The following is a 16,099-nucleotide window of genomic DNA, read 5'->3' as shown; positions in this document are numbered from 1 at the left end:
CCGAAATGTGCCGTGAAACTAAAAATATTCATAACTGTTGAATTTGAGGCAAATACACAAAATTATTTTTGATTACGGATATACAATTTTTTTTTACTTTCGTCATAAATCTCTCCCCGAAGTTCACAGTATTGGCAACATATTTTTAACTATCTGATTATCAATACAAAAATTAACAACAAATCAAATTTTGTTTTAAAAGCTCTTTTTACTACGCTCAAATGTGGATAATCCTTTTTTTATTGTATCTTTGCTCAAAGTTCTTAATTTTTAAGCTTTTGGTACAAATACAAAATACGATTTTTTGTTTTTTAAAAAGTTTTGATAAGTTTGACATTAGAAATTTATAAAAATATGGAAGAAAGAAAATTAGAAATTTATACGTTTAAAATTCATCAGAAACGAAAAACTGATGTTTTTCCACTATTGGAAAACATACAAGGAGTTGATTTATATACAGAATTAGTAAACAATTTTACCAATTTTGTAGACACATTTCCTCCTGACTTTTTAGGTGGACGGACATGTAGAATAGAGAAAATAAATAAAAACGCAAATCCGAAATCAATTTTTGTTCACGATAAAACATCTAGATACGTTGCTGGTAAAATTTGTCTAGGGGAAGATGATGGAAAAGAACAAGATGTAGTAAAAAGTAACAAAAAGAAAGAGCCTTTGTATACAAAGAAGAAAGGACAATCAATTGAACGTCCTTATTTCTTTATGATTATTTTACCATTAGATAAAAAATATGGGTTTATTATCTTAGAACGAGAAGGAAAACATTCATTAAAATCTGCGATGTGTACACTTATTACGCGGTTTATACAAAGAAAATTCTCTACATTAAACATAAAGATTACGAATTTTATTGAAGACAAAGTAATTAAAGAATATTTAATCAAGGGAGATTACAACTCTATTATCTTATCCAGATATTTTTTAGCTAATGAAAAATCAACATAATATTTAGGAGAATATCAATCTTCCGGTGAATATAAAGTAGAAATAAAAATTATCCCAACAAAAGGAGCCATAATTCCTATTATTACCAAAAAAAGAATTATATCAAATCTCGAAAATAAAACCGGCTTTTTTGTTGGAGAAGAGTTTAGAGAAATTGGTTTTGATGAAAACACGAATATAAAGGTGGTTTCAACATATAATGAAAATACTAGAACAATAGATTTAGAAGACACTTTTAAAGTAAGACCTTACTATTTAATTAACATAAACATTAATCAAAAAGGATTTTCTGACTTTGATAGTATCAACTGATAAGAGAATTAACTTTAAATATTATCTAATGACAAATAGATTAAATGTAAGATCAATTACTACTGAGTACAAAAAAGCTTTCTTATTGATGGTAAGCTAAAACTAGCTGATAAATTTTGTTTTTTATTTTTCCTTGCTTTTTTGCCGTAATTTTATGCATTATTAAACTTCCTGATAACGATTTAAAAAATCTGTTTGGCATAAATTTGTCCATTTTTATAGGGCTTTTTTTAAGTGTAGTTGCCATACTAATTCCTCAAATCAATAAAACCATACCAGACATAAACTTTACAGAAAGAAATCTTAGACTTGATATTCTTCAAGATACTTTGTACAATATTTTGTATGCCTTGTTACAAAGTGTTAGAGCTCTAATAATTCTTTATTTGATGGGTATGTTTACAACATTAGAAAAAACTTATTTTGGAGATTTATATTGCCTTCTTTTAAAAAGGAACATAGAGTCTGACATTCAATTGTGCCTAACCTTTTTTCTCTATAAGTTTAACATCTCCCTAATCTTATCTTTTTATGCTATGATAAAAAATATAGCTGCTCTATTTCAAAAAGAAATTAACATCGAAAAACTAAAAATTAGAAACAATCAAGCAAAAAATAAAAAATAAAGAACCGGTTATATCTGCTTAAAATAGACCCAATCAAAAACCTTCTGTCTATTGAATCAACCGCTTGTTGATTTTTTTTATTAGTTGCGGGCCTTCATAAATAAATCCTGTATAAAGCTGAATCAGTGAAGCTCCTGCCTCCAACTTTTCAAGGGCGTCTTCGACGGAATGGATGCCTCCCACCCCAATAATCGGAAAGGCTTTTCCGCTTTTTTCCGACAGAAAACGGATTACTTGTGTTGAGCGATTTTTTAAGGGTTTTCCGCTCAATCCGCCTACTTCATTTTTGGCTTCCGAAAGCAATCCTTCTCGGGAAATAGTTGTGTTTGTGGCTATTACGCCTGCTATTTTTGTTTCCTTTACAATATTAATAATATCAAGAAGTTGCTGGTCGGTCAAATCTGGAGCAATTTTCAGCAAAATAGGCTTGGGCGATTGTTTTTGAGCATTTAACTTTTGCAACGTGTTGAGCAGGTGTGTGAGAGGTTCTTTTTCTTGTAAAGTTCGCAAATTGGGGGTGTTGGGCGAACTTACATTTACCACAAAATAATGAACATACGGAAATAATTTCTCGAAACAAAGCGTGTAATCATTCACGGCTTCCTCATTCGGAGTAACTTTATTCTTGCCGATATTTCCGCCAATGATGACGTTTTTATTTTTCTTCAATTGTTTAATTGCTGCCTCAACTCCTTGATTATTAAAACCCATACGATTAATAATAGCCTTATCGGCTTTTAGTCGGAAAAGTCGTTTTTTGGGGTTTCCGTCTTGTGCTTTTGGAGTGATGGTTCCGATTTCAATAAAACCGAATCCTAAATTAGACAGCTCGCTGTACAACTTGGCTTCTTTGTCCAATCCTGCCGCCAATCCCACCGGATTTTTAAATTTAATACCAAAAACTTCCCTTTCCAATGCAGGATGTTGCACCCGATACATTGACCGCAGCAAAGCCGACACGCCCGGAATTTTATTCAAAAATTTAAAGGTTGAAAATGTTAAATAATGCGCTTTTTCAGGGTCAATACGGAACAAAATTGGTTGGATAAGATGTTTGTACATAATTATTTATGCTTAAAATACAAGATGAATAATAAGGCCAAAGGCATTTTGGTATATGAAAAAAGAGATTTCCATTGGTTTGAAAATCTCTTTTTTTGGTGGGAAGAGCAGGATTCGAACCTGCGAAGACATAGTCAGCAGATTTACAGTCTGCCCTCGTTGGCCGCTTGAGTATCTTCCCAATTGCGGGTGCAAATTTACGAATATTTTTTTTAAGTAACAAACTTTCTAATGAAAAAAAAAACGAAAAATTGCACTTACCAATGGATTTTAAGGAATGTAAGATTACAATTTAAATCATTAACCATTGTAAAACAACAACTTACAATACATTTCGTTTAAAAATTAGACGCACAAGATGTAACAGATTACAAAAATATTGAACGTTAATCATATCCCGAAGTAAAAGCCTTTTATTCTTCTTGACAATAAAAAATCCGGATAATTTCAGCAGAAGTTTGGGGCTAAAATAACGACTATTTTCCTTCAGCAATGAAAACTTTGAATTTATATCGGAATATTAAAAAAAAGTATTAACTTTGTCCTTTTAATTTTTGGATATATATGGCAAGCACAACCGAAGAAAATTTAGAAGTAGTCAGAAAGGTTTTCACCAAATATTTGGAAGAAAACGGGCATCGGAAAACGCCGGAACGCTTTGCAATCGTTAGGGAAATTTACGAAAGCGGTGAGCATTTTGATATCGAGTCGTTGTACATCAAAATGAAAAACAAAAAATACCGCGTGAGCCGTGCCACCTTGTACAACACCATTGAGTTGCTTTTGGAATGCGGGCTGGTGCGCAAACACCAATTCGGGCAAAATCAATCGCATTATGAAAAGGCGTATTTCGACCGCCAGCACGACCACGTAATCCTTACCGATACAGGCGAGATTATGGAGTTTTGTGACCCGCGCATCCAAGCCATCAAACAAACCATCGAAGAGATTTTTGACATCAAAATCCAAAATCATTCGCTTTATTTTTACGGAATCAAAAATAAAAAAAATAGTAAAAAATAATGTTTTGTTTCTGTTTTTTAAAGGCTAACAAATACCAAAGTTTACAAACAACCTTTGTCAAAATGATACCATTTTGACAAAGGTTTGCATTTTACAAAAAACAGCACAATTGCACGATAACACAAATAATTAAACGATATAATACCAACAGAAAAATGGCAGTAGATTTACTTCTCGGGCTTCAATGGGGCGACGAAGGAAAAGGAAAAATCGTAGATGTACTTACACAAAAGTATGACATTATCGCACGCTTTCAAGGTGGTCCCAACGCAGGGCATACCCTTGAATTTAACGGAATTAAACACGTTTTACACACCATTCCGTCAGGAATTTTCCACCCAAAAGCGGTCAATATCATCGGAAACGGGGTGGTTATTGACCCCATCATCTTAAAAAAAGAAATGGACGCCTTAGCGCCTTTTAACATCAACCTTAAAGAACGCCTGCTCGTTTCGCGTAAGGCGCACCTGATTTTACCCACACACCGCCTGCTTGATGCAGCCTCTGAAACAGCCAAAGGAAAAGCAAAAATCGGTTCAACCCTCAAAGGTATCGGACCTACATATATGGATAAAACCGGACGTAACGGCTTGCGCGTGGGCGACATCGAAATGACTGATTTTAAGGAACGTTACCGCTCTTTGGCTGACAAACACGAAGCTATGATAGGCTTCTACGGTGTGGACATTCAGTATGATTTATCTGAACTGGAAAAAGATTTCTTTGAAGCCATTGAAAGTTTGCGTTCGCTTACTTTTATCGATAGTGAAGAATACCTGCACCAAGCTCAAAAAAGTGGTAAAAAAATCCTTGCCGAAGGGGCGCAAGGCTCACTTTTAGATGTTGATTTCGGCACGTATCCGTTTGTAACTTCCTCTAACACAACCGCCGCCGGAGCTTGCACCGGATTGGGAATTGCTCCGAATCACATCAAAGAAGTTTTCGGGATTTTCAAGGCCTACACCACCCGCGTTGGAAGCGGCCCCTTCCCTACCGAACTTTTTGATGCCGATGGCGAAACAATGGGGCGCGTAGGGCGTGAATTTGGAGCCACCACCGGAAGAAAACGCCGTTGTGGCTGGCTTGACTTGGTTGCCCTCAAATATGCCGTGCGCATTAACGGCGTAACTCAACTAATGATGATGAAAGCCGACGTACTCAGTGGTTTTGACACGCTAAAAATCTGTACGGCATACACTTACAAAGGAAAAGAAGTGGCTCACTTGCCTTATAACATCGAAGCGGAAAACGTATCACCGGTGTACATCGAAATGAAAGGTTGGGCAAAAGACCTCACGCAAATCACTGAGGCTTCAGAACTTCCGCAAGAATTGAACGACTATATCGCCTTCTTGGAAAAAGAACTCGAAGTGCCAATCAGCATCGTTTCAGTAGGACCTGACCGTACACAAACCATTGTGCGATAAAGGATTAACAATTTTTACACTATTATATAAAAAGAAAAAAATGTCTGTTGCAAAAAAAGAATACAAACGCGTAACTACCAAGTCGTTGATTGATATGAAAGCTCGGGGCGAAAAAATTTCGATGCTCACGGCTTATGATTACACTTTTGCCCGAATTGTGGACGGCGCCGGAATTGATGTCATCTTGGTGGGCGACTCGGCAAGTAACGTAATGGCGGGACACGAAACCACGCTCCCCATCACCCTTGACCAGATGATTTACCACGCCTCATCAGTAGTGCGCGGGGCGGGCAGATCACTCGTAGTGGTTGATTTACCGTTCGGGGCGTATCAGTCCAATCCCAAAGAGGCGTTGCGTTCAGCCATCCGTATAATGAAAGAAAGTGGCGGACACGCCGTAAAACTTGAAGGAGGTAAAGAAATTAAAGAGAGCATTAAACGTATCCTCAACGCAGGAATTCCCGTAATGGGGCATTTGGGTTTAACGCCGCAATCCATCTATAAGTTTGGTTCATACACCGTTAGGGCAAAGGAAGAAACCGAAGCTCAGAAACTCAAAAACGATGCATTAATGCTCGAAAAAATGGGTTGCTTTGCCATCGTTTTGGAAAAAGTTCCTGCTGTTTTGGCAGAAGAAGTAGCTAAAAGCGTAAACATTCCCGTTATAGGCATCGGTGCGGGTAACGGAGTGGACGGACAAGTATTGGTACTTCACGACATACTGGGAATGACCAATGAATTTCACCCGCGATTTTTACGCAGGTATGCCAATCTGTATGAGGAAATTACCTCTGCCGTATCACGTTATGTAGAAGATGTTAAGAATGTTGAATTTCCCAGCAAAGAAGAAAGTTACTAAAATACAAACATTTCATACAACATATCGGAGATGTCCCAAGCGGCATCTCTGTTTTTTTTGTACCAATCCCAAAACCTATTTTTCTTAAAAAACAAGCCGAATCTGTGCATTTTTTCGTATCTTTGGCACGAAAAATTGTAATATAATGAAAAAAATATTTATTTTAGTACTTCCTTTTTTAGGAGCCTGTAGCAATACATCGGGTGATAACGGTAATAATCCACCGGGTAGTTTTGCTGTAAAACACACTTCCGTAACATCAAATGTTGCTACCGTTTCTTGGTCTGAATCAATTGATCCTGATGGAGATAAGGTATTGTACAGCATATCAATGGGCGATTTCGTAAAACGTGGAATAAACGGGCTTCATCACACCTTCACCAATCTAAACAGCGGTAAAACTTACCAAATGAGTATTACGGCACACGACGGAAAAGGCGGTGAAACTACCATTGAACACAGTTTTACTACCGATAAAATAAACGGAAGCACCTCGCCACTCAAAGTGCCTCAAACGCTTCAAGATTATTATAAATCCGTTGATTTTTCAAAAACAGGTAATGAATTGCACGAACAGTTAGCCACACTAACCATTGCAAAACACGCTAACTTTTTGGACTACGGCGAGCGACACAAATACTTACCCCAAGCCGATAGAGCTGAAAACCAACAAAATAAAGTGATTTTAATTTATACCGGTGAAGTGCGCAACTCCCGAAGCAATGACGTAAACACCGAACACGTTTATCCGCAATCAAAAATAGGTATGACAGCCAAAGGTGACTTACATCATTTGCGATACTGTGATGTCAAAACCAATTCGGCGCGTGGCAATCATCCTTTTGCCGAAGGTAGTGGAAAAACAGGATTGATAGGAAGAAACGCTTGGTATCCAGGTGATGAATGGAAGGGCGATGTGGCGCGAATGGTACTGTATCTCAACTTGCGCTACAATGAAGATTTAGGAGCCGATATTTCAGTGCAAGGTATTGATTTACTGCTAAAATGGAACGCCGAAGACCCCGTTTCACAAATTGAAAAAAACAGAAACGACGTGATTGAAAAAGCGCAAGGCAACCGAAATCCGTTTATTGATAATCCGTATTTGGCAACTCTTATTTGGGGAAAAAACAAAGCTGAAAATCGTTGGTAATCATTTTTAACCGTTTGTCTTAACCGAAAAACATTACAAGAAATACTTAAAAATGTTAATCTTTAATTAAAAAAGTATTTTTTTTATCAATTGTGTTGCAAGGAATAAATATATCACTACCTTTGTGGCAATTAAACATTTTATTAAAAAAAATAGTACTTATGAACAAAACAGAATTAATTGATGCAATTGCAGCAGACGCAGAAATCACAAAAGCAGACGCCAAAAAAGCCTTAGAGGCATTCTTTTCAAACGTTGAAAAAGCGCTGAAACAAGGCGATAAGGTTGCAATCGTAGGGTTTGGTTCTTGGTCAGTTTCTAAAAAAGAGGCGCGTGAGGCTCGAAACCCTCGCACTAACGAAATCATCAAAGTTGCTGCCAAAAACGTGGTTAAGTTTAAAGCGGGTTCTGAACTTTCAGATGCTGTAAATAAATAACCAATGAAAATTTAAAAGGCTGGCTCAAATAAATGAACCAGCCTTTTTTTATATAAGTGAGTATCAATACAACAAATCAGGGCGCCTATTTTGCGTATGCTGAAACGCTTTTTCTTCACGCCATTGTTCAATCTTCTTAAAATCACCACTTAACAGAATTTCAGGTACCCCCCAACCCTTATACGAAGCCGGACGTGTGTAAACCGGTGGCGCAAGTAAATTATCTTGGAAAGAATCAGTGAGCGCCGAAGTTTCATCGCCCAACACTCCCGGTATCAACCGAACTACGGCATCACAAACAATTGCCGCACCCAACTCTCCGCCTGAAAGTACATAATCTCCAATTGAAATTTCCTTCGTTATAAAATGATCGCGAACACGCTGATCCACACCTTTATAATGCCCACAAAGCACTATCAGATTTTCACAAAGCGAAAGCCGGTTGGCTGTTTTTTGATTAAACGTTTCACCGTCAGGAGTCATATAAATCACCTCATCGTAATTGCGTTGTGCCTTCAATGCCGAAATACATTTATCAATGGGCTCTACCATCAAAACCATACCCGCACCGCCACCAAACTGATAATCATCAACTTGCCGGTAACTTCCTGTACTGTAATCACGTAAGTTATGAAAAACAACCTGCACCAAATCTTTGTCGATTGCCCGTTTCATTATTGAGGCGTTGAACGGGCTTTCTAAAAGTTCCGGCACTACCGAAATAATATCAATACGCATTGATTATCTGTGTTTGTTAATCTCGTCTTGAAGTTGGCGACGCACTTTTTGCTCTCTTTCAATGGCTGATTTTCGGTAATTTTCATACTCATCTTGCAATTCTTGCAAATCTTGCAATGATTTTCTGGTAAGAGCGCTTCCGTTGATGTACTTGTACACATAGAAAAGCAGCAAACAAGTCAGTACCAGCACAATACTCCACATCAATAACGAATAGGTTGCCTTTGAGAGCAATACACCCAAGAGGTTAATACTATCCTTTTCGTTTTGTGTTTTTTCAAGCGTATTTTGAAGTTCCGAAATATTTTCGTTTAATTTTTTAACTTCTTCTTCGTGATTTCCTATGATTTCTTGTTGCGCTTGTATCTTCGATTTGATGCTTTGCAAACTGTCAAGCACATTTTTTTGATAATTTCCAAGTTTGGTTCTGTCAATAATTTTGTAACTCTGCCACGAATTTGCCTTTTCTACCAAATCATCAAACTGATTGTTCAACGTATTTGTTTTTTTCTTAACTTCCACATTTACACTATCTAATGTGGTTTCTTGGGCATTAATTGTAAATGTAAGTGAAAAAAAAGCAAATGCCCCTATCAGTAATTGTTTTCTCATTATCATTAAATTATTTTCAAAAAACAAATGTAAGAAAATTAATTATAAAAATCACCTAAAATCTGAAAAAAAAGGAATTTTTATCATTTTTTTAGATTTATTAAACAAATTAAAAACAGATGAAAATCATCAAAATAACTTCAATTTTTATCCGTTTTTATTATAAAATTTCGTAAACACCCGCAGCTCCTTGCCCCGTACCCACACACATTGTTACCATTCCGTATTTTTGATTACGGCGTTTGAGTTCGTCAAATAACTGCACGGAAAGTTTCGTTCCGGTACACCCCAATGGATGTCCCAAAGCGATGGCACCTCCGTTCACGTTGATAATTTCAGGATTTAAATCCAACTCACGGACTACGGCAAGTGATTGAGCGGCAAAAGCCTCATTGAGCTCAATAAGCTGAATATCATTTAGTTTCATTCCGGCTTTTTGCAGGGCTTTGGGAATTGCCACCACAGGCCCAACTCCCATAATATCGGGTGAAATTCCTCCCACGGCATAGCTTACCAACCGTGCAATGGGCTTAACATTCAATCGTTTAACCCAATCTTCATCCATCAATAGCAAAAAAGCGGCTCCATCACTGGTTTGTGATGAATTTCCTGCCGTAACACTTCCGTTTTGGGCAAAAACAGGTTTCAGTTTTGCCAACGCCTGCAATGAGGTGTCAGCACGAGGTCCTTCATCTGTTTTAAAAATATATGTTTTGGAAACACGTTTCCCGTTTTCGATTAAAATCTGCTCCACCTCAACAGGCGCAATTTGATTTTCAAAAACCCTGTCATTCAAGGCTTTTAGAGCTTTTTGGTGTGAATGAAATGCAAAAAAGTCTTGGTCGTCTCGTGAAATATGAAATCGCTTAGCCACTTTTTCTGCCGTAAGCCCCATACCCCAATAATAATCCTCATTTCCTTCCATAACCGACTTATAATCAGGCGACGGACGATAACCTCCAAACGGAATGTAACTCATACTTTCAACGCCTCCGGCAAGAATACAGTTAGCCATTCCGGATTGGATTTTCGCCGTGGCGATGGCAATGGTTTCCAAACCCGAAGCACAATATCTGTTTATGGTCATCCCAGGTACTTGATTGGTTTTCAACCCCATAAGTGAAATGAGTCGCCCTACATTCAACCCCTGTTCAGCCTCCGGCATTGCGTTGCCAACGATAACATCATCTATCGCATCTTTATCAAAATCAGGAAGTTGCTTCAACAAATAGGCAATGGTTTCGGCTGCCAACTCATCCGGACGCTTAAATCGAAGTAATCCTCGGGGGGCTTTCCCTACGGCGGTTCGATAGGCTTTTATTACGTAAGCTGTTTTCATATTTTTCTATTAATGAATAAGTTACAATGAGTCTATGAATCTTCGTGATTCAAGTGCATCTTGTTGTAATTGTATTTTTAACCCATCAACTGAATCAAATTTTTGCTCATCACGAAGACGTTGCAAAAAAAACACCTGTATTTCTTTGTTATATATATCTTCTTGAAAATCAAAAAAATGCGCTTCGATGCTTGCTCCTTTCCCTTCAATGGTGGGGTTAGTGCCGATGCTCATCATTCCGTAGACTTTTTTATTATTTATAATGCTATAAATCACATAGATACCGTCTTTCGGAATCAGTTTATAATCTTCCCCAATATATAGGTTGGCTGTCGGAAAACCAATGGTTCGCCCTATTTTAAGCCCGTGAATCACCTTGCCGGTAATTGAAAAAGGATTTCCCAAATAATCCCAAGCGGTTTTTACATCTCCTTGATTTAGAGCGTTTCTGATTTTTGTGGAACTCACAGAAACCGCATTAATTTCCTGAGCCGAAATCTCTTCAACCTGAAAACCGTAAATCGCCCCGAAGCGCTTCATATCAGTAATATCCGCCTCACGATTGCAACCAAAACGATGGTCGTAACCAACAATTACTATTTTGGCTTTCAATCGCTTAACCAAAATTTCGGTTACAAATTCCTCGGCTGTCATCTTTGAAAATGTTTTATCAAACGGACAAACAACAAGCTGATTGACCCCGAGTGAAGCCAAAATCTGATTTTTTTCTTGTTGCGTACAGATTAGTTTCAATCCGTTATCTTGCTGAATTACAGCACGCGGATGTGGAAAAAACGTAAAAATAGTGGACAGCAAGGCTTCTTTTTCAGCCAACTCAACCAGTTTTTTGATAATTTTCCGATGCCCCAAATGTACGCCGTCAAAAGTCCCGATGGTAACAACCGTTTCCTTGGGTGATATGAAGTTTGAAAGGTCTGTTATTTCTTTCATTTTTTAGAACGAACAATAAAAATTACTGATTTTCAAACCCTTATTTCTTATAAAAATCATTGTAAATGGCAATATATTTATCTTTTATGACACGGCGTTTAAGTTTGAGTGTTGGGGTTAGATGCCCCGCATCAATGCTCCATTCATCGGGCGTAAAAGCAAATAATTTAATTTTCTCCCACTTTCCTAAATTTTTATTCACTTTTTCAACTTCGGTTTCAATACGTGCAAACAATTCTTTGTTTTTGATGATTTCATCGTGAGTTGTACCGATGTTTATGTTTCGGCGTTTTGCCCATTCCTTAACAAATGAAAAATTAAGCTGAATGATTGCCGCCGGCATTTTCTCACCATCGCCCACCACCATTGCCTGTTCAATGAAACGCGATTGTTTCAGCAGATTTTCAATAACTTGGGGGGCTACGTACTTACCTCCGGAGGTTTTGAAAATCTCTTTTTTGCGGTCGGTAATTTTTAAAAATCCTTGACTATCAAGCTCACCGATATCGCCCGTATGAAAAAAATCACCACTCATCACCGATGCGGTAAGGTCAGGGTCTTTGTAATATCCCAGCATAACGTTGGCTCCTTTGCAAAGTATTTCACCATCATCGGCAATTTTAACTTCCACATTATTAATGGGTTTACCTACCGTGCCTATTTTCCAGAATTTACCAGCTTCACGGTTCACCGCAATCACGGGAGCGGTTTCCGTAAGTCCGTAACCTTCCATTATGGGCAAACCCGCTGCGGCAAAAATTCGAGCCAAACGCGCTTGCAATGCGGCGCTGCCCGAAACCATCATTGTCAGTTCGCCTCCTAAGGCTTCTTGCCATTTTTTAAACACCAATTTACGGGCAATTTTTAATTTGAAATTGTACAGCCAGCCGTTTACCCCATAAGGTTTGTATTTGAAGCCCAATTCTAACGCCCAAAAGAATATTTTTCGTTTAACACCTTTAAGTTCAGCACCTTTTGCATAAATTTTATCATACACTTTTTCAATTAGGCGTGGCACAACGGTCATTATGTTGGGTTTGATTTCCTTTACATTTTCACCCATTTTGTCAATGGATTCAGCAAAGTGAATGCGCAAACAGTTGTACTGATAAAAGTAGGTTAGCATTCGTTCAAAAATATGACAAACCGGCAAAAAACTCAAACATTTTGCACCTCGCGTGAGCGGAAGTCTGTCTAAACAATTCAGTACATTTGAAATAATATTTTGGTGTGAAAGCATAACGCCTTTGGGGCGAGCTGTTGTTCCGGAAGTGTAAATAATCGTAGCTAAATCATTGGTTTTGATGCTATTTTTTCGGTTTTCGACTTCCGGCTGATTGCTTGGGTCACTGCCTAAATCCAGAATTTCTTTCCAACTATGCGCATACGGAACATCGTCAAAAGTGTAAATTCCTTTCAAATGAGGTAATTTTTCTCGAATTGAAGTAATTTTGTCAAGCAACTCTTTATCAGACACAAAGCAATATTTACATTCGGCGTGGTTGAAAATATACTCGAAATCGTCCAACGAAATTGTTGGGTAAACGGGAACATTTTGTGCCCCGATTTGTAAAATTCCGATATCTAAAATATGCCATTCGGTGCGGTTATTTGATGAAATAACCGCTATTTTATCATTTTTTTCAACTCCCATACGCAACAAACCGCGACTCACGGCATTGCTTTTTTTGATGTATTCCTCTGTGGAGGTTTTTTCCCAAACTCCGTTGTATTTTGTAACCAAAGCATCAGCAAGCGGAAAGTTAGCAAGCTGATAATGAGGAATATCAAACAGGCGAGTAACAATATTCATATTTCATTATTTTTACATTCACAACGCAAAGTACACATTAAAAACCTAAAAAACAAATTTTTTATTTGCAAAATCGTAAAAAAAATAACCCCGAAAACACAATCAGTTTATTTACAAATATTTAAACCTTAAAAAAAGAAAGCAACCCAATTTGGTTGCCTTTCTTTTTTGTATTGTAAAAATAGCCTGTTATCAGATGTTTAGTTTGTCTAAATCGTTAAAATGTTTTTTATCAATAATAGTCCCTTTGCTCAAAATCATAATCCCCGGATTGGAACGAATCATCGTTTTTAATGTAGTTTCGTCATTGAAATAGAAATCAAAATTGAGTTCGTACTTATTTTTGATGGTTTCGGCTTGCTGCAAAATGGAAGTCAGCCCGATGACGGTGTACCCTTTTTTGAGCGCCTTGTCTGTTGCCTTTTTCACGGCGGTAAAAGCCTCTTCATCTGATTTTTCTAAGTTGTACGAAATTACCATCAGCAATTTTTCTTTGCTCATCATTTGGTCAAAGTAACTTTCGTCATCTTTTTCGATGAAAAAATCGTGAATCGGCGGCACGTAACCTTTGTCCACCTCTTTTGTTTCAACGGCAATAAATTCACCTTCCACTTTTGGATAATCCCCCTGTGTTACAATAACTTGCTCTTTTCCATCAATCATAAATTTCCAATGATAATCAAATTTTGGCATTGGCGCTCCTTCCGGAATAACCATACCTTGCGGAATATTCACCCCAATTTTATACGGACGGAAATCCTTTACAGGCAAATGATTATAAACATAATGCACCAACAGCAAACATCCTACGAGCGACGCCGCACTTACCGCCACCGGAAGCACTCCTTTTGAAATGGGTTCGATATACTTCTGATTTGCAAGAAGAAACAAAGTCAGCACTAACAGAAAAATATCCTTCCCGAACGATTGCCAAGGCGTAAATTTAATGGCATCGCCAAAACAACCGCAATCGGTAACTTTATTATAATAAGCCGAATAGAATGTTAAAAAGCCAAAGAACACAAGCATCGCCAAAAACGACCAAAGCGTGATTTTTCGGTAAATACCCATAATGAGCATCACGCCCAAAAGCACCTCAACCACACAAACAAAAACAGCCAACGCGAAGGCAAGAGGCTCTAAAAAAGGAAGATTCAGCACGGGCGGACTAAAATACTCCTCCAACTTAAAAGCAAATCCGACCGGATCATTTAGTTTTATTAATCCACTGATAATAAACAAAATGCCCAAAACAAATCGGACTATATAAACCGCATATTTCATATTCAAGTTAATTTATTAGTTTGTTTCTTGTATTTCTTTAAGATGAATCAACGCAAAAACGGCGTAATTAATCATATCTTGATAATTGGCTACGACGCCTTCACTGACCAAAGTTCTCCCTTGATTATCTTCTATCTGCTTGATTCTTAATACCTTTTGTAAAATCAAATCCGTGAGTGAACTCACCCGCATATCGCGCCACGCTTCACCGTAATCGTGATTTTTATTTTCCATCAATTGCAGGGTTTCGGCAACTTTTTGGTCGTAAAGCGCTATTGCTTCTTCAAGATTAATATCCGGCTGTTGAGCGATACCTTTTTCTATTTGAATAAGCGCCATCAGCGAATAATTCACAATCCCGACAAATTCAGAAACCTCGCCTTCATCAATTTTGCGAATCTGATTTTCCTGCAAGCCTCTGATGCGTTGCGTTTTGATAAAAATCTGGTCAGTAAGCGAGGGCAAACGCAAAATACGCCAAGCACTGCCGTAATCTTTCATTTTATTGATAAACAAAGCCTTACATTCATCAATAATTTGATTATATTGTATTATCGTGGTATCCATCAGTTAATAAAATATCAGTAGGCAAAGATACTACCTTACCTACAAAATTCAAAATATATAAATGTATTTTTTACTCCGTGATTTTTAATGGTTTTACAGGCAGTTTTTGCAAAAATAAAAACCACCGCTAACAATAAACTTATCAACGGTGATTTTTCTATTCTTTTAATCTTTTAAATCGTATACAATGCTATACGAATTACTTATTTTATTTAAAAAATAGCTCAATATTTATTCAGTTAGCTTATCATCAGAAGGATTTTCAGTATTTTTTGTATTTGTGCCTTGTCCTCTTCCTTTAATAACCTGAACTTTATATCGGTCGATAAGTCCGTTTATTTGATTAATGAAACTATTATAATTTTCAGCCCCCTCAATAAGCGCATAAGCATTGATGTACTTAATTACAATCTTATATGCATTATCCGTAACTATGCGGGCTTGTTTTAAAGCTCCTGCCGGTTTTTGCGAGCCTGAACGCTCTGCATTTCGGTTTGATACAGCCGTACGAAGACGTTCATTAGCCTCCTTTAATAAAGTTACAAAATTATTTAAGGAAAGTTTTTTAACTTCCGAACTATATTTATTTTCTAAATCATCAATAAAACGAATCAACAAGCCTGTTGCTTGGTCAAGTTGCATCGTTGTTTTGATATTATACTCTTTTACCAATTGCGAAAGCACCCGATATGCCTGTTTTATATCTTCATTGGGTATTGCACCATAAGCATTGATTGCATTTTTAAGTCCCCTATATAAATTATCACGCTCCGAGTCCGCTTTAGCAACTTCATCACTATAAAGACTCTTTTGCGGGGTCTTTATCGCCTCTTGTTCCAATACAACAGCCTTTTTATAGTCCTCAAACTGGTTATTCACCTTTTCAGAAACCAATGCGTTCACTTCAATCATTTTTACAATCTCACTATG

General features: G+C 37.3%; 16 protein-coding genes and 1 tRNA gene. 7 read left to right on the top strand and 10 right to left on the bottom strand.

What is annotated here, in order from left to right:
• The first annotated feature begins 354 nt into the window (after positions 1-354).
• The gene (locus tag Q4D72_RS10695) at positions 355-966 is read left to right on the top strand and encodes a hypothetical protein (RefSeq protein WP_303077856.1); all 612 of its coding nucleotides are present in this window, start codon (positions 355-357) and stop codon (positions 964-966) included.
• A 428-nt stretch (positions 967-1,394) separates the two neighbouring features.
• Positions 1,395-1,904: a hypothetical protein gene (locus Q4D72_RS10690; RefSeq protein ID WP_303077855.1), complete on the top strand. Its 510-nt coding sequence runs from the start codon at positions 1,395-1,397 to the stop codon at positions 1,902-1,904.
• Between the two features lie 48 nt (positions 1,905-1,952).
• Here Q4D72_RS10690 and Q4D72_RS10685 read toward each other — a convergent pair whose 3' ends face one another.
• Both Q4D72_RS10685 and Q4D72_RS10680 read right to left on the bottom strand, forming a co-directional pair.
• Positions 1,953-2,966, bottom strand: a complete 1,014-nt coding sequence (locus tag Q4D72_RS10685; RefSeq protein WP_303077854.1) for a quinone-dependent dihydroorotate dehydrogenase — start codon at positions 2,964-2,966, stop codon at positions 1,953-1,955.
• A 96-nt stretch (positions 2,967-3,062) separates the two neighbouring features.
• A tRNA-Tyr gene (locus Q4D72_RS10680) sits at positions 3,063-3,147 on the bottom strand.
• 383 nt (positions 3,148-3,530) lie between these two features.
• Here Q4D72_RS10680 and Q4D72_RS10675 point away from each other — a divergent pair.
• From Q4D72_RS10675 to Q4D72_RS10655, 5 genes are all read left to right on the top strand, one after another.
• Entirely contained in the window at positions 3,531-3,989 is a 459-nt protein-coding gene (locus Q4D72_RS10675; RefSeq protein ID WP_303077853.1) for a Fur family transcriptional regulator, read from the top strand.
• Between the two features lie 155 nt (positions 3,990-4,144).
• Positions 4,145-5,416, top strand: coding sequence for an adenylosuccinate synthase (locus tag Q4D72_RS10670; RefSeq protein WP_303077852.1), 1,272 nt, complete (start codon positions 4,145-4,147; stop codon positions 5,414-5,416).
• A gap of 40 nt (positions 5,417-5,456) precedes the next feature.
• Positions 5,457-6,275: a 3-methyl-2-oxobutanoate hydroxymethyltransferase gene (gene panB / locus Q4D72_RS10665; protein WP_303077851.1), complete on the top strand. Its 819-nt coding sequence runs from the start codon at positions 5,457-5,459 to the stop codon at positions 6,273-6,275.
• Positions 6,276-6,420: 145 nt separating this feature from the next.
• On the top strand, positions 6,421-7,428 hold the full coding sequence (locus Q4D72_RS10660; protein WP_303077850.1) for an endonuclease: 1,008 nt from the start codon (positions 6,421-6,423) through the stop codon (positions 7,426-7,428).
• Between the two features lie 161 nt (positions 7,429-7,589).
• Positions 7,590-7,865: an HU family DNA-binding protein gene (locus Q4D72_RS10655; RefSeq protein ID WP_303077849.1), complete on the top strand. Its 276-nt coding sequence runs from the start codon at positions 7,590-7,592 to the stop codon at positions 7,863-7,865.
• Positions 7,866-7,928: 63 nt separating this feature from the next.
• Here the strand turns inward: Q4D72_RS10655 and trmD are convergent, their stop codons facing one another.
• The 8 genes from trmD to Q4D72_RS10615 all read right to left on the bottom strand — a co-directional run.
• Complete coding sequence (gene trmD / locus Q4D72_RS10650; protein ID WP_303077848.1) at positions 7,929-8,603, bottom strand: tRNA (guanosine(37)-N1)-methyltransferase TrmD; 675 nt, start codon at positions 8,601-8,603, stop codon at positions 7,929-7,931.
• 3 nt (positions 8,604-8,606) lie between these two features.
• Positions 8,607-9,215, bottom strand: a complete 609-nt coding sequence (locus Q4D72_RS10645; RefSeq protein ID WP_303077847.1) for a hypothetical protein — start codon at positions 9,213-9,215, stop codon at positions 8,607-8,609.
• 160 nt (positions 9,216-9,375) lie between these two features.
• Complete coding sequence (locus Q4D72_RS10640; protein WP_303077846.1) at positions 9,376-10,554, bottom strand: acetyl-CoA C-acyltransferase; 1,179 nt, start codon at positions 10,552-10,554, stop codon at positions 9,376-9,378.
• A 21-nt stretch (positions 10,555-10,575) separates the two neighbouring features.
• Positions 10,576-11,505 (bottom strand): bifunctional riboflavin kinase/FAD synthetase, encoded by a 930-nt coding sequence (locus tag Q4D72_RS10635; protein WP_303077845.1) that lies wholly within the window; start codon positions 11,503-11,505, stop codon positions 10,576-10,578.
• A 40-nt stretch (positions 11,506-11,545) separates the two neighbouring features.
• Complete coding sequence (locus Q4D72_RS10630; protein WP_303077844.1) at positions 11,546-13,318, bottom strand: long-chain fatty acid--CoA ligase; 1,773 nt, start codon at positions 13,316-13,318, stop codon at positions 11,546-11,548.
• A gap of 192 nt (positions 13,319-13,510) precedes the next feature.
• Positions 13,511-14,602 carry a BT_3928 family protein gene (locus Q4D72_RS10625; protein WP_303077843.1) on the bottom strand — a complete coding sequence of 364 codons (1,092 nt, stop codon included), beginning with the start codon at positions 14,600-14,602 and terminating at the stop codon, positions 13,511-13,513.
• 15 nt (positions 14,603-14,617) lie between these two features.
• Entirely contained in the window at positions 14,618-15,169 is a 552-nt protein-coding gene (locus Q4D72_RS10620) for a DUF1599 domain-containing protein (protein WP_303077842.1), read from the bottom strand.
• Between the two features lie 231 nt (positions 15,170-15,400).
• The coding region (locus Q4D72_RS10615; protein ID WP_303077841.1) for a DUF6261 family protein at positions 15,401-16,099 on the bottom strand (699 nt) is incomplete at its 5' end.

Origin of the sequence: Capnocytophaga sp., from assembly GCF_030532915.1 — a bacterium.
Classification (GTDB): domain Bacteria; phylum Bacteroidota; class Bacteroidia; order Flavobacteriales; family Flavobacteriaceae; genus Capnocytophaga.
Note: the sequence above shows the minus strand (reverse complement) of the source record. Positions and strands in the feature narration are given on the sequence as shown.

Bases quoted from the DNA above. Each gene is read 5' to 3' on its own strand.
- Q4D72_RS10695 (WP_303077856.1), top strand. From the start codon at position 355: ATGGAAGAAAGAAAATTAGAAATTTATACGTTTAAAATTCATCAGAAA.
- Q4D72_RS10685 (WP_303077854.1), bottom strand. From the start codon at position 2,966: ATGTACAAACATCTTATCCAACCAATTTTGTTCCGTATTGACCCTGAA.
- Q4D72_RS10675 (WP_303077853.1), top strand. From the start codon at position 3,531: ATGGCAAGCACAACCGAAGAAAATTTAGAAGTAGTCAGAAAGGTTTTC.
- Q4D72_RS10670 (WP_303077852.1), top strand. From the start codon at position 4,145: ATGGCAGTAGATTTACTTCTCGGGCTTCAATGGGGCGACGAAGGAAAA.
- panB (WP_303077851.1), top strand. From the start codon at position 5,457: ATGTCTGTTGCAAAAAAAGAATACAAACGCGTAACTACCAAGTCGTTG.
- Q4D72_RS10660 (WP_303077850.1), top strand. From the start codon at position 6,421: ATGAAAAAAATATTTATTTTAGTACTTCCTTTTTTAGGAGCCTGTAGC.
- Q4D72_RS10655 (WP_303077849.1), top strand. From the start codon at position 7,590: ATGAACAAAACAGAATTAATTGATGCAATTGCAGCAGACGCAGAAATC.
- trmD (WP_303077848.1), bottom strand. From the start codon at position 8,603: ATGCGTATTGATATTATTTCGGTAGTGCCGGAACTTTTAGAAAGCCCG.
- Q4D72_RS10645 (WP_303077847.1), bottom strand. From the start codon at position 9,215: ATGAGAAAACAATTACTGATAGGGGCATTTGCTTTTTTTTCACTTACA.
- Q4D72_RS10640 (WP_303077846.1), bottom strand. From the start codon at position 10,554: ATGAAAACAGCTTACGTAATAAAAGCCTATCGAACCGCCGTAGGGAAA.
- Q4D72_RS10635 (WP_303077845.1), bottom strand. From the start codon at position 11,505: ATGAAAGAAATAACAGACCTTTCAAACTTCATATCACCCAAGGAAACG.
- Q4D72_RS10630 (WP_303077844.1), bottom strand. From the start codon at position 13,318: ATGAATATTGTTACTCGCCTGTTTGATATTCCTCATTATCAGCTTGCT.
- Q4D72_RS10625 (WP_303077843.1), bottom strand. From the start codon at position 14,602: ATGAAATATGCGGTTTATATAGTCCGATTTGTTTTGGGCATTTTGTTT.
- Q4D72_RS10620 (WP_303077842.1), bottom strand. From the start codon at position 15,169: ATGGATACCACGATAATACAATATAATCAAATTATTGATGAATGTAAG.